The organism is Pseudomonas sp. N040 (genome assembly GCF_015637705.1).
Lineage (GTDB): Bacteria > Pseudomonadota > Gammaproteobacteria > Pseudomonadales > Pseudomonadaceae > Aquipseudomonas.
Window position 1 is genome coordinate 58863 of sequence record NZ_JADOBE010000011.1, and the last position, 23887, is coordinate 82749.

At 61.2% G+C, this 23887-nt stretch carries 21 protein-coding genes; 12 read left to right on the plus strand and 9 right to left on the minus strand.

Going from position 1 to position 23887, the window contains the following annotated elements; all coding sequences use genetic code 11:
* The first annotated feature begins 70 nt into the window (after positions 1-70).
* The 11 genes from nuoG (at position 71) to queD (ending at position 12344) form a co-directional block, all read left to right on the plus strand.
* Entirely contained in the window at positions 71-2800 is a 2730-nt protein-coding gene (gene nuoG, locus ISX93_RS15665; RefSeq protein ID WP_195779700.1) for an NADH-quinone oxidoreductase subunit NuoG, read from the plus strand.
* Positions 2797-3792: an NADH-quinone oxidoreductase subunit NuoH gene (gene nuoH, locus ISX93_RS15670; protein WP_195779701.1), complete on the plus strand. Its 996-nt coding sequence runs from the start codon at positions 2797-2799 to the stop codon at positions 3790-3792. Before nuoG ends, nuoH begins: the two co-directional genes overlap by 4 nt.
* Before the next feature lie 13 nt (positions 3793-3805).
* Positions 3806-4351, plus strand: coding sequence for an NADH-quinone oxidoreductase subunit NuoI (nuoI, locus tag ISX93_RS15675; protein ID WP_195779702.1), 546 nt, complete (start codon positions 3806-3808; stop codon positions 4349-4351).
* Between the two features lie 9 nt (positions 4352-4360).
* The gene (gene nuoJ, locus ISX93_RS15680; RefSeq protein WP_195779703.1) at positions 4361-4861 is read left to right on the plus strand and encodes an NADH-quinone oxidoreductase subunit J; all 501 of its coding nucleotides are present in this window, start codon (positions 4361-4363) and stop codon (positions 4859-4861) included.
* 2 nt (positions 4862-4863) lie between these two features.
* Positions 4864-5172: an NADH-quinone oxidoreductase subunit NuoK gene (gene nuoK, locus ISX93_RS15685; RefSeq protein WP_195779704.1), complete on the plus strand. Its 309-nt coding sequence runs from the start codon at positions 4864-4866 to the stop codon at positions 5170-5172.
* Positions 5169-7016 carry an NADH-quinone oxidoreductase subunit L gene (nuoL, locus tag ISX93_RS15690; protein WP_195779705.1) on the plus strand — a complete coding sequence of 616 codons (1848 nt, stop codon included), beginning with the start codon at positions 5169-5171 and terminating at the stop codon, positions 7014-7016. The genes nuoK and nuoL overlap by 4 nt, the downstream gene beginning before the upstream one ends.
* A gap of 42 nt (positions 7017-7058) precedes the next feature.
* Positions 7059-8591 carry an NADH-quinone oxidoreductase subunit M gene (gene nuoM / locus ISX93_RS15695; protein ID WP_195779706.1) on the plus strand — a complete coding sequence of 511 codons (1533 nt, stop codon included), beginning with the start codon at positions 7059-7061 and terminating at the stop codon, positions 8589-8591.
* Positions 8592-8599: 8 nt separating this feature from the next.
* Entirely contained in the window at positions 8600-10051 is a 1452-nt protein-coding gene (gene nuoN / locus ISX93_RS15700) for an NADH-quinone oxidoreductase subunit NuoN (protein WP_195779707.1), read from the plus strand.
* Positions 10048-10656, plus strand: a complete 609-nt coding sequence (locus ISX93_RS15705; protein WP_219841037.1) for an NADPH-dependent FMN reductase — start codon at positions 10048-10050, stop codon at positions 10654-10656. The genes nuoN and ISX93_RS15705 overlap by 4 nt, the downstream gene beginning before the upstream one ends.
* Before the next feature lie 129 nt (positions 10657-10785).
* Positions 10786-11877: a patatin-like phospholipase family protein gene (locus ISX93_RS15710; RefSeq protein ID WP_195779708.1), complete on the plus strand. Its 1092-nt coding sequence runs from the start codon at positions 10786-10788 to the stop codon at positions 11875-11877.
* 110 nt (positions 11878-11987) lie between these two features.
* Positions 11988-12344 (plus strand): 6-carboxytetrahydropterin synthase QueD, encoded by a 357-nt coding sequence (gene queD / locus ISX93_RS15715; protein ID WP_195779709.1) that lies wholly within the window; start codon positions 11988-11990, stop codon positions 12342-12344.
* 27 nt (positions 12345-12371) lie between these two features.
* On the opposite strand, the gene ISX93_RS15720 is transcribed toward queD, so the two are convergent.
* Positions 12372-12848, minus strand: a complete 477-nt coding sequence (locus ISX93_RS15720; RefSeq protein WP_195779710.1) for a DUF1289 domain-containing protein — start codon at positions 12846-12848, stop codon at positions 12372-12374.
* A 403-nt stretch (positions 12849-13251) separates the two neighbouring features.
* Here ISX93_RS15720 and acnB point away from each other — a divergent pair, with 403 nt between their 5' ends.
* Entirely contained in the window at positions 13252-15852 is a 2601-nt protein-coding gene (acnB, locus tag ISX93_RS15725; RefSeq protein WP_195779711.1) for a bifunctional aconitate hydratase 2/2-methylisocitrate dehydratase, read from the plus strand.
* 174 nt (positions 15853-16026) lie between these two features.
* Here acnB and ISX93_RS15730 read toward each other — a convergent pair whose 3' ends face one another.
* The 8 genes from ISX93_RS15730 to ISX93_RS15765 form a co-directional block, all read right to left on the minus strand.
* Entirely contained in the window at positions 16027-16854 is an 828-nt protein-coding gene (locus ISX93_RS15730; RefSeq protein ID WP_195779712.1) for a MinD/ParA family protein, read from the minus strand.
* An 84-nt stretch (positions 16855-16938) separates the two neighbouring features.
* Positions 16939-18411, minus strand: coding sequence for a sigma-54 dependent transcriptional regulator (locus tag ISX93_RS15735; protein ID WP_195779713.1), 1473 nt, complete (start codon positions 18409-18411; stop codon positions 16939-16941).
* Positions 18412-18561: 150 nt separating this feature from the next.
* Positions 18562-19545, minus strand: a complete 984-nt coding sequence (locus ISX93_RS15740; RefSeq protein ID WP_195779714.1) for a GlxA family transcriptional regulator — start codon at positions 19543-19545, stop codon at positions 18562-18564.
* A 29-nt stretch (positions 19546-19574) separates the two neighbouring features.
* A complete protein-coding gene (locus ISX93_RS15745) occupies positions 19575-20339 on the minus strand; it encodes an ABC transporter ATP-binding protein (RefSeq protein WP_195779715.1) in 765 nt (254 codons plus the stop codon).
* A gap of 39 nt (positions 20340-20378) precedes the next feature.
* Positions 20379-21491, minus strand: a complete 1113-nt coding sequence (locus ISX93_RS15750) for a succinylglutamate desuccinylase/aspartoacylase family protein (protein ID WP_195779716.1) — start codon at positions 21489-21491, stop codon at positions 20379-20381.
* A gap of 9 nt (positions 21492-21500) precedes the next feature.
* Positions 21501-22199: an ABC transporter permease gene (locus tag ISX93_RS15755; protein ID WP_195779717.1), complete on the minus strand. Its 699-nt coding sequence runs from the start codon at positions 22197-22199 to the stop codon at positions 21501-21503.
* Positions 22196-22885 carry an ABC transporter permease gene (locus tag ISX93_RS15760; protein WP_195779718.1) on the minus strand — a complete coding sequence of 230 codons (690 nt, stop codon included), beginning with the start codon at positions 22883-22885 and terminating at the stop codon, positions 22196-22198. Before ISX93_RS15760 ends, ISX93_RS15755 begins: the two co-directional genes overlap by 4 nt.
* A 116-nt stretch (positions 22886-23001) precedes the next feature.
* Positions 23002-23775, minus strand: coding sequence for an ABC transporter substrate-binding protein (locus ISX93_RS15765; RefSeq protein WP_195779719.1), 774 nt, complete (start codon positions 23773-23775; stop codon positions 23002-23004).
* Positions 23776-23887 lie beyond the last annotated feature (112 nt).

The window sequence follows — 23887 nt, forward strand, 5'->3', positions numbered from 1 at the left end:
GCGCAACCGCTCCCGGCACAGAATTCCATTAGCCAAATCCGCTTCGGCGGGTCAAGAAGAAACCTGAACCATGGCCACTATCCACGTAGACGGCAAATCGTTCGAAGTCGACGGCGCAGACAACCTGCTACAGGCCTGCCTGTCCCTCGGCCTCGACATTCCTTACTTTTGCTGGCATCCCGCGCTCGGCAGTGTTGGCGCATGCCGCCAATGCGCAGTCAAACAGTACAGTGACGAAACGGACAAGCGCGGCCGCCTGGTCATGTCCTGCATGACGCCGGCAACCGACAATTCCTGGATCTCCATCGATGACGAGGAGGCCAAGCAGTTCCGCGCCAGCGTTGTCGAGTGGCTGATGACCAATCACCCGCACGACTGCCCGGTCTGCGAAGAGGGCGGTCACTGCCACCTGCAAGACATGACCGTGATGACCGGGCATAACGCCCGGCGCTACCGTTTCACCAAGCGCACCCACCAGAACCAGGATCTCGGCCCGTTCATCGGCCATGAGATGAACCGCTGCATCGCCTGCTACCGCTGCGTGCGGTATTACAAGGATTACGCCGGCGGTACCGACCTTGGCGTCTACGGCGCGCACGACAACATCTATTTCGGCCGCGTTGAAGATGGCGTGCTGGAAAGCGAGTTTTCCGGCAACCTCACCGAAGTCTGCCCGACCGGCGTGTTTACCGACAAGACCCACTCCGAGCGCTACAACCGCAAGTGGGACATGCAGTTCTCGCCAAGCATCTGCCATGGCTGCGCCAGCGGCTGCAACACCAGCCCCGGCGAGCGCTACGGCGAGATTCGCCGCATCGAGAACCGCTTCAACGGCTCGGTTAACCACTATTTCCTCTGCGACCGCGGTCGCTTCGGCTATGGCTATGTCAATCGCAAGGATCGCCCGCGCCAGCCAATGATGCAGCTGAGCAAGATGACCATGGGCATCGATTCCGCCCTCGATCAGGCCGCCGCCCTGCTGCAGGAGCGCAAACTGATCGGCATCGGCTCGCCCCGCGCCAGCCTGGAAAGCAATTTCGCCCTGCGCGAACTGGTCGGCAGCGAGCATTTCTATTCCGGTATCAGCCGCAGTGAACTGGAGCAGCTGCAGCTGATCCGCTCGATCATGCAAGACGGTCCGCTGCCGGCGCCGACGATTCGTGACATGGAAGATCACGACGCAGTCCTGGTCCTCGGTGAAGACCTGACCCAGACCGCCGCCCGCATCGCGCTGGCCTTGCGTCAGGCCGTCAAGGGCAAGGCCACGGATATCGCTCAGTCGATGAAAATCCAGGACTGGCACATGGCCGCAGTGCAGAACGTGGCCCAGCACGCACTCAACCCCCTGTTCATTGCCAGCGTCAATGCGACCCGGCTCGACGATGTGGCGCAAGAGTGTGTGCACGCCGCTCCCGAAGACCTTGCCCGCCTGGGCTTTGCCGTGGCACACGCAATCGACCCGAGCGCGCCTGCCGTCAATGATCTTGATCCACAAGCCGCCATACTGGCCCAGCGGGTTGCCGACGCCTTGCTGGCGGCCCAGCGTCCGCTGCTGGTCGCTGGCAGCTCGCTGGGCTGCCGCGAACTCATCGAGGCGGCTGCCAATATTGCTTCGGCCCTGAAAAATCGTGGCAAAAATGGCTCCCTGAGCCTGGTCGTACCCGAAGCCAACAGCCTGGGACTGGCGCTGTTGCTGGGTGACGAGTCAGCCGACAAGTCGGTCGATGCTGCCCTGGATGCCCTGGCGAACGGCGCTGCGGATGCCGTGATCGTACTGGAGAACGATCTCTACCGGCGGGCGGACAAGGCCAGGGTCGATGCCGCATTGAATGCTGCCAGCATCGTGATTGTTGCCGATCATCAGAGCACCGCCACCAGCGCGAAAGCCCATCTGCTGCTGCCCGTCGCCAGCTTTGCCGAAGGCGATGGCACTCTGGTCAGCCTTGAGGGTCGCGCTCAACGTTTCTTCCAGGTCTTCGATCCGGCCTACTACGATGCGAGCATCCTGATTCGCGAAGGCTGGCGCTGGATGCATGCCCTGAACTGCACCCTGCACGGCAAGAAGGTCGACTGGACCCAGCTCGATCAGGTTACCGCAGCCTGCGCCGCAGTCCGCCCGGAGCTTGCCGGCATCGTCGCGGCCGCACCCTCGGCCAGCTTCCGCATCATGGGCATGAAGCAGGCCCGCGAACCGCACCGTTACAGCGGGCGCACCGCCATGCGCGCCAATATCAGCGTACACGAGCCGCGCACACCGCAGGATCAGGACTCGTCCTTTGCCTTCTCGATGGAAGGCTATGCCGGCTCCAGCGAGCCGCTCCAGCAGATTCCTTTCGCCTGGTCGCCAGGCTGGAACTCACCACAGGCATGGAACAAGTTTCAGGATGAAGTCGGCGGTCACTTGCGCGCTGGCGATCCTGGCGTTCGCCTGATTGAAGCCAGGGGCGAGGCCTTGCCCTGGTTTGCCGTGCCTGGAGCATTCGCGCCCCGCGCCGACCGCTGGAAAATCGTCCCGCTGCATCATCTGTTCGGCAGCGAGGAAACCTCTGCAGCAGCTGCACCGATTCAGACGCGCATCCCGGCGGCCTATGTCGCGATAGGTGCGGATGCGGCCGAACGCCTGGCACTACAAGACGGCGCCCTGCTCGACCTGCAGATAGACACAACCCGGCTGTGCCTGCCGCTGCGGATTGACGAGCAACTGGCCGACGGACTGCTCGGCCTGCCAGTCGGCCTGCCAGGCATTCCGCCGCTGCGCAACGGGCTGTATGCGCAAGCACTGCAGGAGGCCAAGCAATGAGTTGGCTGACTCCCGAAATCATCGACATCATCATTGCCGCGCTCAAGGCAATCGTCATCCTGCTGGCGGTGGTGATCACCGGCGCCTTGCTGAGCTGGGTCGAGCGACGCATGCTGGCGCTCTGGCAGGATCGCTACGGCCCGAACCGGGTCGGCCCTTTCGGCGCCTTCCAGCTGGGCGCCGACATGATCAAGATGTTCTTCAAGGAGGACTGGACGCCACCGTTCGCCGACAAGATGATTTTCACCCTGGCGCCAGTGATTGCGATGAGCTCATTGCTGATCGCCTTCGCCGTGATTCCGGTCACCCCGACCTGGGGCATTGCCGACCTCAACATCGGCTTGCTGTTCTTCTTCGCCATGGCCGGCATCACCGTGTATGCCGTGCTGTTTGCCGGCTGGTCGAGCAACAACAAGTTCGCCCTGCTGGGCAGCCTGCGCGCCTCGGCACAAACCCTCAGCTATGAAGTGTTCATGGGCCTGGCACTGATGGGCGTGGTGGCTCAGGTTGGCTCCTTCAACCTGCGCGACATCGTCGAATACCAGCATCAGCACTGGTGGTTCATCATTCCGCAGTTTTTCGGCTTCTGTACCTTCTTCATCGCCGGGGTGGCCGTCACCCACCGCCACCCGTTTGACCAACCGGAAGCCGAACAGGAGCTGGCCGACGGCTACCACATCGAATATGCCGGGATGAAATGGGGCATGTTCTTCGTCGGCGAATACATCGGCATCGTGCTGGTCTCGGCCTTGCTGGTGACCCTGTTCTTTGGCGGCTGGCACGGCCCCTTCCTGGAAAGCCTGCCCTGGCTGTCGTTTTTCTGGTTCGCCCTGAAGCTCTGCTTCTTCATCATGCTGTTCATCCTGCTGCGGGCCGCCATTCCACGCCCGCGCTATGACCAGGTGATGGCCTTCAGCTGGAAGTTCTGCCTCCCGCTGACCCTGATCAACCTGCTGGTGACCGGCGCACTTGTGCTGGCCGCGGCCCAGTAAGGAGAGATTGAACATGAAATACCTTTGGGAAGTGGTGCACGGCACCTTCACCCAGCTGCGCAGCCTGGTGATGATCTTCGGGCATGCCTTCCGCAAGCGTGACACCCTGCAGTATCCGGAAGAGGCGGTCTATCTGTCGCCGCGCTACCGCGGCCGAATCGTGCTGACCCGGGACCCTGACGGCGAGGAGCGCTGCGTAGCCTGCAACCTCTGCGCCGTGGCCTGTCCGGTGGGCTGCATCTCCCTGCAGAAAGCCGAAACCGAGGACGGTCGCTGGTACCCGGAATTCTTCCGCATCAACTTCTCCCGCTGCATCTTTTGCGGGCTGTGCGAGGAAGCTTGCCCGACCACGGCGATTCAACTCACCCCGGATTTCGAAATGGGCGAGTTCAAGCGTCAGGATCTGGTGTATGAAAAGGAAGACCTGCTGATTTCCGGCCCAGGCAAGAATCCGGATTACAACTTCTATCGCGTTTCAGGGATGGCGATTGCCGGCAAACCGAAAGGTTTTGCACAGAGTGAAGCCGAACCGATCAACGTGAAGAGCCTACTGCCTTAAGGACGAAAGATGGAATTCGCTTTCTATTTCGCTGCCGGGATTGCCGTCATTGCCACCTTGCGGGTGATCAGCCATACCAATCCGGTGCATGCGCTGCTCAACCTGATCGTGTCGCTACTGGCCGTGTCCATGTGTTTCTTCAGCCTGGGGGCACCCTTCGCCGGCGCCCTGGAAATCATCGTGTATGCCGGCGCGATCATGGTGCTGTTCGTCTTTGTGGTCATGATGCTCAATCTTGGCCCCGCGGTTACCGAGCAGGAAGCACGCTGGCTGGCACCCGGTGTCTGGGTAGGTCCCGGCCTGCTTTCCTGCCTGCTGCTGGGCCAACTGCTGTTTGTCCTGTTCAACGGCGCGGACTACGGCAGCATTGGCCATACAACTGTGGACGCCAAGGCTGTCGGCATCAGCCTGTTCGGCCCCTATCTGCTGGCGGTGGAACTGGCGTCGATGCTGCTGCTGGCGGCACTGGTTGCGGCCTTCCATCTCGGTCGCCAAGAGGCTAAGGAGTAATCATGCATTCGATTCCCATGGAGCATGGTCTGCTCCTGGCAGGCGTGTTGTTCAGCCTCGGACTGGCCGGCGTCATTGTGCGACGCAACATTCTGTTCATCCTGATGAGTCTGGAAGTCATGATGAACGCCACGGCGCTGGCTTTTGTGGTGGCCGGAAGCCGCTGGGCGCAGCCCGATGGCCAGATCATGTTTATCCTGGTGCTCAGCTTGGCTGCGGCCGAGGCGAGTATCGGACTGGCGATCCTGCTGCAACTCTATCGCCGCTTCCACACCCTCGATATCGATGCTGCCAGTGAGATGCGCGGATGAACCTTCTCTTCCTGACATGCCTGTTTCCACTGCTCGGCTTCCTGCTGCTGGCCTTCTCGCGCGGACGCTGGTCGGAAAACCTCTCGGCCCTGGTTGGGGTCGGCTCGGTCGGCCTGTCGGCCCTGACCGGCGCCTGGATCATCTGGCAGTTCAATGTGGCGCCACCGGAAAACGGCGTGTTCGTCCAGCACCTCTGGCAATGGCTGGCCGTGGAAGGCTTTACGCCAAGCTTCACGCTGTACCTGGATGGCCTGTCGCTGACCATGCTCGGCGTGGTGACCGGCGTAGGTTTCCTGATCCACCTGTTCGCCAGCTGGTACATGCGCGGCGAGGAAGGCTACTCACGCTTCTTTGCCTACACCAACCTGTTCATCGCCAGCATGCTGTTCCTCGTGCTGGGCGACAACCTGCTGTTTCTCTACTTCGGCTGGGAAGGTGTTGGCCTGTGCTCCTACCTGCTGATCGGCTTTTATTTCAAGCATGTACCGAACGGCAATGCAGCACTCAAAGCCTTCATCGTGACGCGGATCGGCGATGTGCTCATGGCCATTGGCCTGTTCATCCTGTTCGTCCAGTTGGGCACCCTGAACATTCGGGAGCTGATGCTGCTGGCTCCGCAGAAGTTCGCCATGGGTGATCCCTGGCTGAGCCTGGCCACCCTGATGCTGCTCGGCGGCGCGGTGGGCAAATCGGCCCAGCTGCCACTGCAAACCTGGCTGGCGGATGCCATGGCCGGCCCCACTCCGGTCTCCGCCCTGATCCACGCGGCGACCATGGTGACCGCTGGCGTCTACCTGATCGCCCGCACCCATGACCTGTTCATCCTGACCCCGGACGTGCTGGAACTGGTGGGTATTGTCGGTGGTGTAACGCTGGTACTCGCCGGATTTGCCGCACTGGTGCAGACCGACATCAAGCGCATTCTGGCCTATTCGACCATGAGCCAGCTGGGCTACATGTTCCTGGCACTGGGTGTAGCCGCCTGGGACGCGGCGATCTTTCACCTGATGACCCATGCGTTTTTCAAGGCCTTGCTGTTCCTTGCTTCAGGTGCGGTAATCAATGCCTGCCACCACGAGCAGAACATCTTCAAGATGGGCGGCCTGTGGAAAAAACTGCCGCTGGCCTACACCAGCTTCATCGTCGGCGGGTCGGCGCTGGCGGCCCTGCCGCTGATTACTGCCGGCTTTTATTCGAAGGATGAGATCCTCTGGGAAGCCTTCGCCAGCGGCCATCAGGTGCTGCTCTACGCAGGCCTCACCGGCGCCTTCCTGACGTCGATCTACACCTTCCGCCTGATTTTCATCACCTTCCACGGCGAGGCCAAGTCCGAGGCGCACGCCGGGCATGGCGTAGCTTACTGGCTGCCCCTCTCGGTACTGATAGTACTGTCGACCTTTATCGGCGCCCTGATCGTTCCACCGCTGGCCGGTGTCCTGCCGGAAAGCGTTGGCTATGCCGGTGGCGAAGCCAAGCACGGCCTGGAGCTGCTGTCGGGCGGCATTGCAATTGCCGGCATCCTGCTCGCCGCCCTGCTCTACCTCGGCCAGCGCCGGTTGGTCGGTGCGATCGCCGCCAGCGCGCCGGGGCGTTTCCTGTCGGCCTGGTGGTTCGCCGCATGGGGCTTTGACTGGGTATATGACCGGCTATTCGTGAAGCCTTTCCTGCTGCTCAGTCGCCTGCTGGCCAGAGATCCGCTGGATCACGCCATGGAAGCCGTTCCGCGGGTGGTCCGCAGTGCACATAAAGCCTTGAAAGTGACAGAGAACGGTTCCTTGCGCTGGTACGCAGCCTCCATGGCTGGCGGCGCGGTACTGGTGCTCGGAATTATCGTGCTGGGCTAAGCGCCCGGCACCGCATGTATTTCTGGAGAGATTGAGCCCGTTATGATCCTGCCTTGGCTAATCCTGATTCCCTTTATCGGCGGACTGCTCTGCTGGAGAACCGAGCGTTTCGGTGAAACTCCAACACGCCTGATCGCACTGTTGACCATGTCGCTGGTGCTCGGCCTGTCCATCTGGCTGTGGCTGACCGGCAACTATCAGCTGGCACCCGCCCCCGGCGCCGATCAGGCATGGGCGCTGGAGTTCCGCAGCACCTGGATTCCGCGCCTCGGCATCAGTTTCCATCTGGCACTGGACGGCCTGTCGCTGCTGATGATCATGCTCACCGGCCTGCTGGGCGTGCTGTCCGTGCTCTGCTCCTGGGGCGAGATCCAGATGCGCATCGGTTTCTTCCACCTGAACCTGATGTGGATTCTTGGCGGGGTGATCGGTGTCTTCCTGGCAATGGACCTGTTCCTGTTCTTTTTCTTCTGGGAAATGATGCTGGTACCGATGTTCTTCCTGATTGCGCTGTGGGGGCACAGTTCCAGCGACGGTAAGAAAACCCGGATCTACGCCGCAACCAAATTCTTCATTTATACCCAGGCTAGTGGCCTGATCATGCTGGTGGCCATCCTCGCACTGGTGTTCGCCAACTATCACGCTACCGGGGTCATCACCTTCGATTACAGCTCCCTGCTCAAGGCCGATCTGCCTGCCGAGCTGGAGTACCTGCTGATGCTCGGCTTCTTCATCGCCTTCGCGGTCAAGCTGCCCATCGTGCCACTGCACTCCTGGCTGCCGGATGCGCATGCGCAGGCACCCACTGCGGGCTCCGTCGACTTGGCCGGCATCCTGCTGAAAACTGCCGCCTACGGCCTGTTGCGCTTTGCCCTGCCGCTGTTCCCGGATGCGTCTGCCGAGTTTGCCCCGATTGCCATGGTCCTCGGCCTGATAGGCATCTTCTACGGTGCCATCCTGTCCTTCGCCCAGACTGACATCAAACGCCTGGTGGCCTACTCCAGTGTCTCGCACATGGGCTTCATCCTGATCGGCATCTACTCCGGCACCCAGCTGGCCCTGCAAGGGGTGGTGATACAGATGCTCGCCCATGGCCTGTCGGCGGCAGCGCTGTTTATTCTGTGCGGGCAACTGTATGAGCGCCTGCATACCCGGGACATGCGCGAAATGGGTGGGATCTGGGCGCGCATGCCTTACCTTCCGGCCTTGAGCCTGTTCTTTGCCGCCGCCTCCCTGGGCCTGCCGGGAACCGGGAACTTTATCGGCGAGTTCCTGATCCTGCTTGGCTCTTTCCAGGCGACCCCGTGGATTACCGCCATTGCCACTGCGGGCCTGGTGTTTGCCTCGGTCTACTCGCTGATCATGGTCCACCGCGCCTACTTCGGCCCCCCCAAGGCAGAACATGCACTGGCCGGCCCTGATGCCCGCGAACTCAGCATGATGCTGGGGCTGGCGGTACTGATCATCATTCTGGGTGTTTACCCCCAGCCGGTGCTGGATACCACTGCAGCCAGCATGCACGGTGTGCAGCAATGGCTTGGCGCTGCCCTCTCCCAACTCGTTTCGGTCCGGTAGTCGCGCAAATGGAACTTACCTCCCAACACTTCATCGCCCTGCTGCCCCTGCTGGTTACCAGCCTCACGATCATTACGGTGATGCTGGCAATCGCCTGGAAGCGCAGCCATTCCATGACCTTCATCCTGTCGGTCGCGGGACTCAATCTGGCCCTGCTGTCGATCATCCCGGCCATGCAGGTAGCACCGCTGGCAATCACCCCGCTGATGTATGTGGACTCCTTTGCCGGTTTCTACATGGCCCTGACCCTGGTTGCCACGCTGGCCTGCGTCACCCTGGCCCACGCCTATATGGAAGGCTTCCCGGGTAACCGCGAAGAGCTGTATCTGCTGATGCTGCTTTCCGCGGCCGGTGGCCTGGTGCTGGTCAGTACCCAGCACCTGGCTGGCTTGTTCATCGGTCTGGAACTGCTCTCGGTACCGGTTTACGGCATGGTGGCCTACGCCTTCTTCAACAAGCACACGCTGGAAGCCGGCATCAAGTACATGGTGCTCTCGGCTGTCGGTTCGGCCTTCCTGCTGTTTGGCATGGCCCTGCTGTATGCCGATTCCGGCAGCCTGAACTTTGCCGGCATCGGCGCCAACCTGGCCAGCGCCACGGCGCAGAACACCCTGGCCCATGTCGGTATCGGCATGATGCTGATCGGCCTGGGCTTCAAGCTGTCGCTGGTGCCCTTCCACCTGTGGACCCCGGATGTGTATCAGGGCGCACCTGCGCCAGTCACCGCGTTCCTGGTGTCGGCCAGCAAGGTCGCCGCGTTTGCCGTGCTGCTGCGCCTCTACCAGCTGTCGCCGGTAGCCGCCGGCGGCTGGCTGAGTGACCTGCTGAGCGTCATTGCGGTCGCTTCGATCCTGATCGGCAACCTGCTGGCACTGACCCAGACCAATCTGAAGCGCCTGCTCGGTTATTCCTCCATTGCGCACTTTGGTTATCTGCTGGTAGCCCTGATTGCCAGCAAGGGCATGGCCGTAGAAGCCATCGGTGTCTATCTGACCACCTACGTGGTCAGCAGCCTCGGTGCGTTTGGCGTGATCACCCTGATGTCCACGCCCTATCATGGCCGCGATGCGGATGCCCTGTTCGAATACCGCGGACTGTTCTGGCGCCGGCCCTACCTGACCGCCGTACTGACGCTGATGATGCTGTCGCTGGCCGGCATTCCGCTCACCGCCGGGTTTATCGGCAAGTTCTACATCATTACCGCCGGCGTGCAAGCCGAGCTCTGGTGGCTGCTGGGCGCGCTGGTGCTGGGTAGTGCGATTGCAGTGTTCTATTACTTGCGGGTGATCGTCACGCTGTTCATGCAGGAGCATGTTTCGCTCTCTCACGATGCCCCCTTCAACTGGGGACAACGGGCTGGCGGGATCATGCTGCTGGCCATCGCCTTGGTGACCTTCCTGCTCGGGGTTTATCCCCAGCCGCTGCTGCAACTGCTGCAGAGCACGGGGCTTGGCAGTTGAGCTACCCAACTCTGAATATCGCCGTGGTCGCCGGTTCCAGCCGCAGCAACAGCCAGTCGGGAAAGATTGCCGGCTACTTGCAACAGCGCCTGGTTGATCTGGGATATTGCGCTCATGAGCAAACCAGCCTGATCGACCTTGGCCTCGACCCCCTGCCACTCTGGCCGGCCGATGGTGCTGAGCCCTGGCCACGCTTCCAGCAGCAACTGGGCAAGGCCGACGGGGTGATCGTTGTCGTCCCCGAATGGAACGGCATGGCCTGCCCAGCCATCAAGAACTTCTTCATTTATGCCAGCAAGCTTGAACTGGCCCACAAGCCCGGCCTGCTGGTCGGTGTTTCCGCCGGGGTTGGCGGGGCCTATCCGATCAGCGAACTGCGTGCCTCCAGCTACAAGAACTGCCGGCTCTGCTACCTGCCTGAACACCTGATCGTGCGCCATGCCGAGCTGATGCTGAATGATCCGCAAGCCGCCAGCGAAGATGACCGGCGCATTCGCGAGCGCGCCGATTACGCCCTGGAGATCCTGGCCAAGTACGCGCAGGCCCTGAAGCCGGTGCGCGCGGCCATCAGCTTTGACAAACCGGCCTTTGCCAACGGCATGTAAGGCCAACAACTTGTCCAGCACCACGTTGATTCATGTGTGATGCCACAGGCGAGTCATTCACCTGACGCAATTACCTTGGCCTGGCGATAACGCTCTCTATAATCAGCGGCCTCTGCAAGGGAGCCTGGCATGCCCGCAATCCAGATCAAGAACCCCTCGCTCATCCTGCGCGCCGGCGCACGTGCCATGGCACATATCCAGAAAAATGGCCTGCAACCTGCCGACATCGCCATTCTGCCTGGTGCCGCCGGTGGCCCGAAGGGCATTGGCCTGCAGGGTCTGGATCTGGCCCTGTTCGGCGACTGGCTGCCCAGCGCTCCACGCCAGCGCACGCTGATCGGCGCGTCCATCGGTTCGTGGCGCTTTGCCAGTGCCTGCCTGCCGGATGCAGTCGCGGGCATCAAACGCCTTGGCGAACTCTATACCGCGCAACGCTACGCCAAGGGCGTCAGCATGGAAGAAGTCAGCCAGAGTTGCCGGCAGCTGCTGAATGACCTCCTGCAAGGCCAGGACGCAGCACTGCTGGCCAATCCGCAGTACCACCTGAATATCATCGTGGCCAAAAGCCACGGTCTGCTGGTGCATGATCGCAAGAGCGCGCTAGGGCTTGGCCTGTCCGCCGTGATCGGCAATAACCTGCTTGGTCGCAAGCGCCTGGCGCGGCACTTCGAGCGCCTGATCATCCATGATGAGCGCGCCGCACCTCCTCTGGGCAGGCTGGATGACTTCCGCTCGCACTATCATCCGCTGGCAACCAGCAATTTGCGCCAGGCACTGATCGCTTCCGCGTCCATTCCGCTGGTCATGGAAGCGATCCGGGACATCCCGGGCATTGGCGCGGGCACCTATCGTGACGGCGGCCTGCTCGACTATCACCTCGACCTGCCCTATGCCGGCAATGGCCTGGTGCTCTACCCGCACTTCACCGACCGGATCATTCCCGGCTGGTTCGACAAGAACCTGCCGTGGCGCCATGGCGATGCCGCACGCCTGCAGGATGTTGTGCTGGTGGCACCATCCGCAGCCTACCTGGCCAGCCTGCCCCATGGAAAACTGCCAGACCGCAAGGACTTCAGCCGTTACATGGGTGACGATGACGGGCGCGAGCGCTACTGGCGCAGGGCCATGGCCGAAAGTGCGCGCATGGGTGACGAACTGCTCGAACTGGCCGACAGCGGACGTATCGCCGAACGCCTGTTGCCATTGCGCGGCGCGGCTTGAAGCGGCCCGTCTGGAACGCATTGGCCGGAACCGGGTCAAAAATCCTGACGAACTGGTAAACTGCCCAGCCTTCGGCACCGCACGGGTGCTCAACTTACAGAGCGTTAAGCGTGGAACTGTTCAAGGAATTCATTTTCGAAGCCGCCCATCGACTGCCGCATGTCCCGGAAGGGCATAAATGCGGGCGCCTGCACGGGCATTCGTTCCGCGTGACCATCTATATCGAAGGCGAGGTGAATCCGCATACAGGCTGGATTCGCGACTTCGCCGAGATCAAGGCGATCTTCAAGCCGATCTATGAGCAACTCGACCACAACTACCTGAATGACATAGCCGGCTTGGAAAACCCCACCAGCGAAGTCCTCGCCAAATGGATCTGGCAGGAGCTCAAGCCCTTGCTGCCTGACCTGTCGCGCATCCGCATCAAGGAAACCTGCACCAGCGGCTGCGAGTACCGCGGCGACTGACGCACTAGCCCCCGACATTGCGGCGAATCAGACCCGCGAATCGAGTCCTTCGCTGAGGAAACGCGGGGCAATATAGCGCTCGTAGTGCGCCTCCGACAGCAGGAAGAATTCGCGGTCGATGGCATCGCGCAGTTGCGGCAGGCTACAATCGCGAAACTCCGGCAGCAGGACCATCCCGTAGGCATCCAACTGGTGAATCAGGCGTGCGCCGCGGGCGATCAACTGGTAGGCCCAGCAATACTCGGACTGCTCCGGCAGGTAGCGGATCTTGCGCTGATCCAGTTGGGCACGCAGGCGCGGCGCATCGAAAACTTCCACCTTGGCCGTCATGACCTGCACCAGCAACAGCTCCAGACGCAGCCAGACGGCACGCTTCTCCTGCTCGCCGTACAGATTCCAGTTGACGATTTCATGATGGAAACGCTTGCAGCCGCGACAGACCAGATCGCCGTAAACCGTCGAGCAGAGTCCGATGCAGGGCGTCTTGATAGTCTGTCTGGACATTCTGAAAGCAAGTAACCAGGTGGAAGGCAGTGGGCAATCTTAGACCTTTGTCGGATTACGGTCACCTCGCCAGGAAGGCCGCCACGCTTAACTTTGAAGCGCAAATCCGTTAGACTCGACCGGCCGTCAAAGGCATCCATAGTCCGTTGGAAGCTGTTTTCAAAGCGTCACGATTACCGTTGAGACTGCTGCTACCTGTCTGGCCTCGCTGCAAAAGCCATGCAACGCCGTCTAATCGGCTGATTTACCCCTCAATAACGTAAAACTTTGAAAACAGCTTCTGGTTGGGAACCTTCAAAACCTTGGCTGAACGACTCAAAAAGCCGCGAAGCGCTTGTGTTTGAAGAATCACTGGTTGAGCGTCCCGGACAACCCCACGGGACCATTAAAGAGGGTAATAACTGTGCTTGAAGCCTATCGCAAACATGTAGCAGAGCGCGCCGCGCAGGGTATCGTGCCCCAGCCGCTGAACGCAGAACAAACTGCAGGCCTGGTTCTACTGCTGAAAAATCCGCCGGCCGGCGAAGAAGCCTTCCTTCTCGACCTGATCACCAACCGCGTTCCGCCAGGAGTCGACGAGGCTGCCTACGTCAAGGCCAGCTTCCTCTCCGCCATCGCCAAAGGCGAGGCCAGCTCCCCGCTGATCAGCAAGACCCGCGCAGTCGAACTGCTGGGTACCATGCAAGGCGGCTACAACATCGCTACCCTGGTCGAGCTGCTGGATAACGCCGAGCTGGCAGCAGTCGCTGCCGAGCAGCTCAAGCACACCCTGCTGATGTTCGATGCCTTCCACGACGTTGCCGAACGAGCCAAGAATGGCAACCCCCACGCCAAAGGCGTGCTGCAATCCTGGGCCGATGGCGAGTGGTTCAAGAACCGTCCGACCCTGGCCGACAAGATCACCCTGACCGTGTTCAAGGTCACCGGCGAAACCAACACCGACGACCTGTCACCGGCACCTGATGCCTGGTCACGTCCGGACATCCCGCTGCACGCCCTGGCCATGCTGAAAATGGCGCGTGACGGCATCCAGCCTGACGTACCGGGCAGCATCGGGCCGTTGAAGCAGATGGAAGCCCTGAAAGCCAAAGGATTCCCGGTTGCCTATGTTGGCGACGTGGTGGGTACAGGCTCGTCGCGCAAATCCGCCACCAACTCGGTGCTGTGGTTCTTTGGCGACGACGTGCCCAACATCCCGAACAAGCGTGCCGGTGGCTTCTGCTTCGGCAACAAGATCGCCCCGATCTTCTACAACACCATGGAAGATGCCGGCGCCCTGCCGATCGAGTTCGATGTATCCAAGCTGAACATGGGCGACGTGATCGACGTTTACCCGTATGCCGGCAAAGTCTGCACGCACGGCACCGACAACGTGCTGGCGACCTTTGAAATGAAGACCCCGGTGCTGCTCGACGAAGTCCGCGCCGGCGGCCGTATCCCGCTGATCGTTGGCCGTGGCCTGACCGACAAGGCGCGCGCGGAACTGGGCCTTGGCCCTACCGACCTGTTCAAGCTGCCAGAGCAGCCTGCCGCCAGCACCAAGGGCTTCACCTTGGCACAGAAGATGGTCGGCAAGGCTTGCGGCGTGACCGGCGTGCGTCCGGGCACCTACTGCGAACCGAAGATGACCACCGTCGGTTCCCAGGACACCACTGGCCCGATGACCCGCGACGAGCTGAAAGACCTGGCGTGCCTGGGCTTCTCCGCTGACCTGGTCATGCAGTCGTTCTGCCACACCGCGGCCTATCCGAAGCCGATCGACGTCACCACCCACCACACCCTGCCGGATTTCATCCGCACCCGTGGCGGCGTGTCCCTGCGTCCGGGCGACGGCATCATCCACAGCTGGCTGAACCGCATGCTGCTGCCGGACACCGTCGGCACCGGTGGCGACTCGCACACCCGCTTCCCGATCGGCATTTCCTTCCCGGCCGGCTCCGGCCTGGTTGCCTTCGCCGCCGCCACCGGCGTGATGCCGCTGGACATGCCGGAATCCGTGCTGGTGCGCTTCAAGGGCAAGCTGCAACCGGGCATCACCCTGCGTGACCTGGTGCATGCGATTCCCTACTACGCCATCCAGAAGGGCCTGCTGACCGTCGAGAAGAAGGGCAAGATCAACGCCTTCTCCGGCCGCATCCTCGAGATCGAAGGTCTGGACGAACTGACCGTCGAGCAGGCATTCGAACTGTCCGACGCCTCGGCCGAGCGGTCCGCCGCCGGTTGCACCATCAAGCTCCCGGAAAAGGCCATCGCCGAGTACCTGAAGTCGAACATCACCCTGCTGCGCTGGATGATCAGCGAAGGCTACGGCGATGCCCGCACCATGGAGCGTCGTGCCCAGGCGATGGAAGCCTGGCTGGCCAACCCGGTGCTGATGGCAGCCGACAAGGACGCCGAGTACGCCGAAGTCATCGAGATCGACCTGGCCGACATCAAGGAACCAATCCTGTGTGCGCCCAACGATCCGGACGATGCACGCCCGCTGTCCAGCGTCCAGGGGCAGAAGATCGACGAGGTGTTCATCGGCTCGTGCATGACCAACATCGGTCACTTCCGTGCAGCCGGCAAGCTGCTGGAAAAAGTCAAGGGTGGCATTCCGACCCGTCTGTGGCTGTCGCCGCCGACCAAGATGGACGCTCACCAGCTGACCGAGGAAGGCTACTACGGCATCTACGGCAAGGCTGGCGCGCGCATGGAAATGCCGGGCTGCTCGCTGTGCATGGGTAACCAGGCACGGGTTGCCGCCAACTCCACCGTGGTTTCCACCTCGACTCGGAACTTCCCGAACCGTCTGGGCGATGGCGCCAACGTGTTCCTCGCCTCGGCTGAACTGGCGGCAGTAGCCTCGATTCTCGGCAAGCTGCCGACTGTCGAGGAATACATGGGCTACGCGAAGGACATCGACAGCATGGCTGCCGACGTCTACCGCTACCTGAGCTTCGACCAGATCGCCGAGTTCCGCGAAGCCGCGGCAAACGCCAACATTCCGGTGGTTCAAGCCTGAAGCCTGGCGCTACACTAAATGTTCCGGCGGCCTTGGCGCCGCCCGGGCATTCAACGTAACAACTAAAACGCCCCGCTTGTCGGGGCGTTTTAGTTGGTCAGTGTCCTGCAGAGATGAAAAAGCCCCGGGTTTCCCGGGGCTTTTCGTTAGCGCTTGCCGCTCAGGCAGGTCAAGTCAAACCGGAGCACCCGCCTTGTGCCGGATCAGTCTCTCGACAAAGAACTCCAGATGGCCACGCGGGGATTCCAGCAGAGGCCAGCTATCGACTTTGCGCGCGATGGCCTTGAACGCCAATGCCGACTTGGAGCGGGGAAATGCCTCGTACACGGCACGCTGCTTCTGTACTGCCTTGCGCACGCACTCGTCATGGGGAATGGCGCCCAGGTAGTGCAGGGACACATCCAGATAGCGATCGGTAATCCTGGTCAGCTTGGCAAACAGGTTACGCCCTTCCTGCGGGGCATAAGCCATATTGGCCAGCACACGAAAGCGGTTCATGCCGTAATCCCGATTGAGCAGCTTGATCAGCGCATAGGCATCGGCAATCGAGGTTGGCTCATCGCACACCACCACTATGGCTTCCTGGGCCGCCCGCACAAAGCTGACGACCCCTTCACCGATACCATCCGCGGTATCAATAACCAGCACATCCAGGCTGGCGCTCAAATCGCTGAACGCCTGGATCAGCCCCGCATGCTGCGCAGACGACAGCTTCACCATCACTTTGGCACCGGATGCCGCCGGAACGATGCGGATACCGCCAGGCCCCTCCAGAAGCACATCCGCCAGCTCGCAGTCACCGTTGATCACATCCTCCAGGTTGCGCTTGGCGGCCAGGCCCAGCAGCACATCGACGTTGGCCAGCGCAAAATCCGCGTCCAGCAGCATGACGCGCCGTCCAAGCTCGGCCAGTGCAATAGAAAGATTCACCGACACATTGGTCTTGCCAACGCCACCCTTGCCACTCGTTACGGCAATCACCTGCACGGGGCTCATACTCATGTTCGTTACTACCTTGTCTGATTGCGGCGAGAGGATAACGACTGCAAAGCGCTTCGGCCCGGCTTAGCCGTTCTGGGCGGAGGGCTAAACCTCGCCACTCTCATCGTCACGTCGACTCATACGGTACTTGCGCATCTTCTCGACCAGGGTGGTCCTGCGGATCCGCAGGCGTTCAGCCGCCCGCGCCACCACACCGTTGGCCTCATCAAGCGCCTGCTGGATCAGGCTCTGCTCGAGATTGCCCAGATAGTCTTTCAGATCCAGGCCCTCCGGTGGCAGCTGGGTGAGCGCTGCGCCAGGCTCCTGAGTGAAATTCAACGACTCCCGCTCAGCCAGTTCCGTACGCAGGCTGCTGGCCAGATCCTCGTCTGCATCCTCGACATGGCGATACTTCTTGGGCAACTCCGCCACACCGATAACACCATAGGGATGCATGATCGCCATGCGCTCGACCATGTTCGCCAGCTCACGAACATTGCCCGGCCAGTCATGCTGGCAGAGTGACATGATGGCCGCCGAGTTGAAGCGAATCGAGCCACGCTTCTCATGCTCCATGCGCGAAATCAGCTCATTGATCAGCAGCGGGATATCTTCGGTGCGTTCGCGCAAGGGCGCCATTTCAATCGGAAACACATTGAGCCGGTAGAACAGGTCTTCGCGAAAAAGTGACTCCTCGATCATTTTTTCCAAATCCCTGTGCGTCGCCGCAATGATGCGCACATCAACCCGCTGCGTCTTGTTACTGCCCATGCGCTCGAAGGTCTGCTCCTGCAGCACACGCAACAGCTTGACCTGCATGGGCAACGGCATCGCGCCAATCTCGTCGAGAAACAGCGTACCGCCATCGGCAAGCTCGAAACGTCCGGCCCGACTGGAAAAAGCGCCGGTAAAGGCGCCCTTTTCGTGACCAAACAACTCGCTCTCCAGCAACTCGACGGGAATGGCTCCACAATTGACCGGTACGAACGGTGCGTCACGGCGCTTGGAGTTGTAGTGCAGGTTACGCGCAACCACTTCCTTGCCGGTCCCCGGCTCGCCGAGAATCAGCACGGCTGCATCGGTATCGGCTACCTGCTGCATCAGTTGCCGGACACTCTGCACCACCCGGCTGGTACCGACCAGGCTGCGGAACAGGTTGAGCTCGCGATGCCGTCCCCGCTGACGGGCCTCATCATGCATCTCGCGATAGACCTGCGCGCGATGCATGGCATCCAGCAGCCGGCTGTAACCGGGCGGCATTTCCAGCGTGGTCAGCAACCGCGAGCGCAATTCTTCCGGACAGTCGAGCGGAACCACCTCGCCTAGTTGAATCACCGGTAGATACTCATCCCAGGTGGCCAGCTGCTTGAGCACCTCGACAGCCGCATACTTGCCTTCGCAACTGCCGAGCAGAACGCTGAAAACCTCGCGGCTGGACTCCAGCTTCGCGACGCAGGCGCGCCACTCCTGGCTGCTGGTAGACAAATGCACTTCTCCCAGAAAATCCAGGATGACCGTAAGGTCGTGGCGACGCTCGGCATTGTCTTCTATCAGGAGAATCTTGGTTTCACGCAACATTTGAATTCTGACTCGCAGTCCAGCGTTATCCATTGTAGGCAGCCCGCCACAATCGCTGACTTGGCGGCCACAAGGCAGTATCCCCATTCAAGAGTCAAACTACCGGCGCCATTTTGTTGGTTGACGCGAAATGGTGCAAGCCCCAAGTGCTTACAACTGGCGACCAGCCGGTCTGCTGTCAAAGGCTGCACCTTCGCGATGCAGGTTGCGGTCCTCGCGCGGAGTGGCGCCGAAGAAATTGCGATAGGCACTGGAGAAATGCGGTCCCGAGGAGAAACCGCAGGAGAGGCCGATCTGGATGATCGACTTGCTGGTTTGCATCAACAACTGGCGCGCCTTGTTCAGGCGCAGCTCGAGGTAATACTGGCTGGGGACGCGATTAAGGTATTGCTTGAAGATCCGCTCCAGCTGCCGGCGCGAGACACAGACATGCTGGGCGATCTCGTCGGTGGTCAGTGGCTCCTCGATATTGGCCTCCATCAGCAGCACCGCCTGGGTCAGCTTCGGGTGGCTGGAGCCGATGCGGTTCTGTAGCGGGATGCGCTGGCGCTCACTGCCTTCGCGAATGCGCTCGACCACCAGTTCCTCGCTGACCGCGCCCGCCAGTTCGGCACCCTGCTCGCGGGCCAGGAGTGCCAGTAGCATATCCAGCACGGTCAAGCCACCCGAGGCGGTCAGGCGATCACGATCCCAGTCGAACAGATGGCTGGTCGTAATGGCCTTGGGAAAACGCTCGGTGAAGTCATCATGCCAACGCCAGTGCACGGCCGCACGGTAACCATCCAGCAACCCCAGATGCGCGAGCGGATAAACCCCAGCCGAAATGGCGCCGACGAGCCCGCCTGCGCGCAGAAAATGCTTGAGTGCCGAGCCCAGTGCTTGCGAGGTATGCCGCTGGGGTTCATCGGCAATCAGGAACAGGCGCTGGCAACCCTCCAGGCGACCCTCCCATATCTCGCCAGGCAGGCGCCAGCCCGTACCCGTTGGAGCCTCGGCCTTCAGATAGACCAGTTCGTAGCCCGCATCCGGATGCAGGCGGCATGCCTGCTGCACCGCTTCTTCGGCCAGCGCCAGGGTCAGCGGCCTAGTGCAGGACCAGTAGAGCAGGCCAATGCGCTGGGTAATGGTTGTCATGCGCGAAGTCTAGCCGGAGTTCGAAACACTTACTTGAGGCTGCCGGAAAGAAATTGCTTGAGCCGCTCAGACTGCGGATTGGCCAGGACTTCCTTCGGACACCCGCGTTCCTCGACCAGTCCCTTGTGCAGGAACACCAGCTGGTTGGAGACCTCGCGGGCAAAACCCATCTCGTGGGTCACCACCACCATGGTGCGCCCCTCCTGCGCCAGGTCCTGCATCACCCGCAGCACTTCGCCCACCAACTCGGGGTCGAGCGCTGACGTCGGCTCGTCGAACAGCATGACCTCCGGCTCTACTGCCAGCGCCCGGGCAATCGCCACGCGCTGCTGCTCACCGCCGGACATGTGCGCCGGATAGGCCTCCTTGCGGTGCGCCACGCCGACCTTGGCCAGGTAGAACTCGGCCTTTTCCAGCGCTTCCTTCTTCGGTATGCCGAGCACATGGACCGGCGCCTCCATGACATTTTCCAGCGCACTCATGTGCGACCACAGGTTGAAGTGCTGGAACACCATCGACAGCCGCGAGCGCATGCGCTGCAGCTGCCTGGCGTCTACCGCCTTGAGCGCGCCCTCCTTGTTTGGCTTGAGCTGGAGCTCCTCGCCATTCAGGAGAATCTTCCCGGCATGCGGCTGCTCAAGCAGATTGATGCAGCGCAAGAAGGTACTTTTACCGGAGCCGCTGGAACCGATGATGCTGATCACGTCTCCGGCCTTGGCCGCCAGTGATACTCCCTTGAGCACTTCATTGCTGCCGTAGCGTTTGTGCAGATCCTGAACTTCGAGTTTGTACATGATGTTGACTCTCTTGAAGAGAACTGGCCTTGCAGCGAATCAGTCGCTGAGCAGGCGACCCTGACGAATGGGGGTTGCACCAGCCACCTTGGCCAGCCACAAACCCGGTTGGGCAAAACGCAAACGTTCGCGGGCATAGATTACGCCGGCTGTTTCGGCGCGCACCACGCTGTGACGGTCATCCAGCGGATCGTAGACCTCGAACAATGGATCACCGGGTTCGACCCTGGCTCCCGCAGCCCGCACGAAACTGACCACGCCGGCGTGTGGCGCCACGGCGTACTGGGCGCCATCGAACGGGGTGGCAGCGCAGCAATCCACCGGCGCCGGGGGCCAGTTGCCGGCGAGCAGCCCACAATCGGCGAGAAACCCGAGAATCGCCTCAGCCTGGGCTTCCGTGCGCTCGGCATCGGTATCCGCCATGCCGCCCAGCTCCAGCGCGGTGGCCATGCAACCCAGCGGTACCGGGTAATCAGCAAATCGCCGCGCCAGATTAAGCCAGGCAGCAGAGCAGACTTCATCGAACGAGCCACCACCCGAATCCTCGGCCAGCAGCACCGCGGCAGCCTGCATTCGCGCCGCCAGTGCCTGCCAGGCAGGCCAGTGCTGCGGAATCGAATACAGATGCACGGCAGCCTCGAAATCACAGTGCAGGTCGAGCACCACATCGGCATCACAGGCATGCCGCAACAGCAGGCGCTGCAAGCCTTGCAGCTCCGAGCCGGCGGGCGGCAAGGTATCCAGGGCAACACGCATCTTCTGCCGGATCAGTTGCAAATTGACGGTGGCATCCTGCTGCAACTGCCCTTCCAGCTGGTCACCGATCAGACGATCCAGCCGGACAAAGTCGCGATTGAAGTTCTTGCCGCTGGCAAACTCGAAACGCCCCTGTTGGGTGCCCTGGAACATCTGCGCCAATCCAACCGGATTGGCCACCGGCACCAGCTCGATCACGCCTAGCAACTGCCCGGCCTGCTCCAGTTCGCGCAGGCGCCGCTTCAGCGCTACTGCCACGCGCATGCCCGGCAGTTCATCGGCATGCAGGCTGGCCTGGATGTAAGCCTTGCGCTCGCCGGCACCAAAGCTGAACACCGTCAGCGTGCGCTGGGTTCCCAGGCAGTTCCACGGCAGTTGATGATCAATTCTGTGCATGCCCGGGCCTCAGTGCCTGCGTGGCGCAAGGTAGGCCAGCCAGCGTGTCTCGGCCAACCGGAACAGACGCACCAGGATGAAGGTCAGGCACAGATAGAAAACCCCCGCAGTGATATAGGCCTCGAATGGCATGTAGAACTGCGAATTGATGGTCCGCGCCGCACCGGTGATATCGATCAGGGTCACCAGGGATGCCAGACTGGTCGCGTGCAGCATCATGATCACTTCATTGCTGTACTGCGGTAGCGCCCGGCGCAGTGCCGAAGGCAGCAGGATGCGCCGATAGAGCTTGAAACGTGACATGCCCATGGCCTTGGCCGCCTCGATTTCGCCATGCGGCGTGGCCTTGATGCTGCCGGCAAGGATCTCCGCGCTGTAGGCGCTGGTGTTGATGGCAAACGCCAGACAGGCGCAGAAGGTGGCATTCGACAACAGCGGCCAGAACATGCTGTCACGTACCGCCTCGAACTGCGCCAGCCCGTAATACAGCAGGTACAGCTGCACCAACATGGGCGTGCCGCGAATCACGTAGGTATACAACCAGGCAGGAAAGTTCACGGCCGGCTGTTTGGAGACGCGCATCAAGGCCAGTGGGATCGCCATGGCCAGGCCGATGATCAGGGAAATGGCCAGAAGCTTGAGTGTTTCCAGGGTGCCGGAAAAGTAAAGCGGCAAGCTGTCCCAGACCACTGTGTAATCGAAAATCATAGCTCCACCGCCTTGACGCCAGCCGAGTAGCGTTGTTCAAGGAAACGCAGCAGCAGCAGTGAAATACTGGTGATCGCCAGGTAGATCGCGGCTGCCGCCAGGATGTAGGTGAACGGTTCGTGGGTAGAGTCGCCAGCGCTTTTCGCCCGGAACATCATGTCCTGCAGCCCCACGACCGAGATCAGCGCGGTGGCCTTGATCAGTACCAGCCAGTTGTTGGTAAAGCCCGGAATCGCCAGACGAATCATCTGCGGCACGAGGATGCGAAAGAACACCTGCAGGTTGCTCATGCCATAAGCAGCACCGGCTTCAGCCTGCCCCCTGGGGATGGCCATGAAGGCGCCACGGAAGGTTTCCGACAGATAGGCCCCATAAATGAAACCCAGCGTCCCGACACCGGCGATAAACGGATTGATGTCGATGTACTCGTCATGCCCCAGCAAGGGGGCCAGGCGGTTCACCATGTCCTGACCACCATAGAAAATCAGCAGGATCAGCACCAGATCGGGAATGCCGCGAATCACCGTGGCATAGGCATCGCCCATCGCCGCCAGCCACCTGACCGGGGAAATGCGCAAGGCCGCACCGATCAGCCCCAGGGCAATGGCGACCGCCATCGCGCTGAGCGCTAACTGCAGGGTTAACCAGGTGCCATCAAGGATGCTGGCGCCATATCCATTCAGCATGATTTCACCACCTCATGCAGGGCGCTTGCGCGCCGGAAGAACAACCGGAAGCAGCACATCAGCGTGCCGCATGTATCGGCGGAAGCGGCGCCCCGGGGACAGGGCGCCGGAAGGATTTATTCGCCGTAGACGTTGAAGGTGAAGTACTTGTCCTGAACCTGCTGGTACTTGCCGTTGGCGCGGATGGCGTCGATGGCCGCGTTGAACTTGTCCGCGGTCGCTTTGTCGCCCTTGCGCACGGCGATACCGGCACCGTCACCGAAGTATTTCGGATCATTGTAGTCTGGGCCAACCAGCGCAAAGCCCTTGCCGGCCTCGGTCTTGAGGAAGCCGTCATCGATATTCACGACGTCCGCCAGGGTGGCGTCCACCCGACCGGCACCGAGGTCGAGGAAGATTTCGTTCTGCGAGCCGTAACGCACCACTTCGATACCGGCCGGGACAAACACCTCGGTGGCATAGCGGTCATAAATGGAGGAGCGCTGCACGCCGACCTTCTTGCCCTTCAGGTCGACCAGCGGATCTTTGACCACGGTGCCGGCCTTCATCGCCAGCTTGGCAGGTGTGTGGTAGTACTTCTTGGTGAAGTCGACCGATTTCAGCCGCTCCGGGGTGATCGACAGGGAGGACAGTACGGCGTCGAACTTGCGCACTTTCAGCGCCGGAATCAGGCCATCGAACTCCTGCTCGATCCATACGCACTTGACCTGCATCTGCTCGCACAGGGCCACGCCGATATCGTAATCAAAGCCGGTGATCTGGCCGTCAGGGGTCTTCATGGCAAAGGGCGGGTAAGCCGCTTCGATACCGATACGAATTTCATCTGCCGCCTGAGCAAGAGGAGCAAGGGCAGAAATCAACAGTGCGCCGAGAAGCATGATTTTTTTCATTTTGTAACTCCTTCGTATAGGCAAGCCAGGGAAATGAATGGCCGCATTGCAGGCTGGGAAATGCGCGGTTTTCAGCAAGTGTAGCCAGCTGGACAGCAATCACCGGGGTCAA

Bases quoted from the DNA above. Each gene is read 5' to 3' on its own strand.
- nuoM (WP_195779706.1), top strand. From the start codon at position 7,059: ATGATCCTGCCTTGGCTAATCCTGATTCCCTTTATCGGCGGACTGCTC.
- ISX93_RS15710 (WP_195779708.1), top strand. From the start codon at position 10,786: ATGCCCGCAATCCAGATCAAGAACCCCTCGCTCATCCTGCGCGCCGGC.
- nuoJ (WP_195779703.1), top strand. From the start codon at position 4,361: ATGGAATTCGCTTTCTATTTCGCTGCCGGGATTGCCGTCATTGCCACC.
- ISX93_RS15755 (WP_195779717.1), bottom strand. From the start codon at position 22,199: ATGATTTTCGATTACACAGTGGTCTGGGACAGCTTGCCGCTTTACTTT.
- ISX93_RS15745 (WP_195779715.1), bottom strand. From the start codon at position 20,339: ATGTACAAACTCGAAGTTCAGGATCTGCACAAACGCTACGGCAGCAAT.
- nuoL (WP_195779705.1), top strand. From the start codon at position 5,169: ATGAACCTTCTCTTCCTGACATGCCTGTTTCCACTGCTCGGCTTCCTG.
- ISX93_RS15750 (WP_195779716.1), bottom strand. From the start codon at position 21,491: ATGCACAGAATTGATCATCAACTGCCGTGGAACTGCCTGGGAACCCAG.
- nuoI (WP_195779702.1), top strand. From the start codon at position 3,806: ATGAAATACCTTTGGGAAGTGGTGCACGGCACCTTCACCCAGCTGCGC.
- ISX93_RS15765 (WP_195779719.1), bottom strand. From the start codon at position 23,775: ATGAAAAAAATCATGCTTCTCGGCGCACTGTTGATTTCTGCCCTTGCT.
- nuoH (WP_195779701.1), top strand. From the start codon at position 2,797: ATGAGTTGGCTGACTCCCGAAATCATCGACATCATCATTGCCGCGCTC.
- ISX93_RS15760 (WP_195779718.1), bottom strand. From the start codon at position 22,885: ATGCTGAATGGATATGGCGCCAGCATCCTTGATGGCACCTGGTTAACC.
- nuoN (WP_195779707.1), top strand. From the start codon at position 8,600: ATGGAACTTACCTCCCAACACTTCATCGCCCTGCTGCCCCTGCTGGTT.
- ISX93_RS15735 (WP_195779713.1), bottom strand. From the start codon at position 18,411: ATGTTGCGTGAAACCAAGATTCTCCTGATAGAAGACAATGCCGAGCGT.
- ISX93_RS15740 (WP_195779714.1), bottom strand. From the start codon at position 19,545: ATGACAACCATTACCCAGCGCATTGGCCTGCTCTACTGGTCCTGCACT.
- ISX93_RS15720 (WP_195779710.1), bottom strand. From the start codon at position 12,848: ATGTCCAGACAGACTATCAAGACGCCCTGCATCGGACTCTGCTCGACG.
- ISX93_RS15730 (WP_195779712.1), bottom strand. From the start codon at position 16,854: ATGAGTATGAGCCCCGTGCAGGTGATTGCCGTAACGAGTGGCAAGGGT.
- nuoK (WP_195779704.1), top strand. From the start codon at position 4,864: ATGCATTCGATTCCCATGGAGCATGGTCTGCTCCTGGCAGGCGTGTTG.
- nuoG (WP_195779700.1), top strand. From the start codon at position 71: ATGGCCACTATCCACGTAGACGGCAAATCGTTCGAAGTCGACGGCGCA.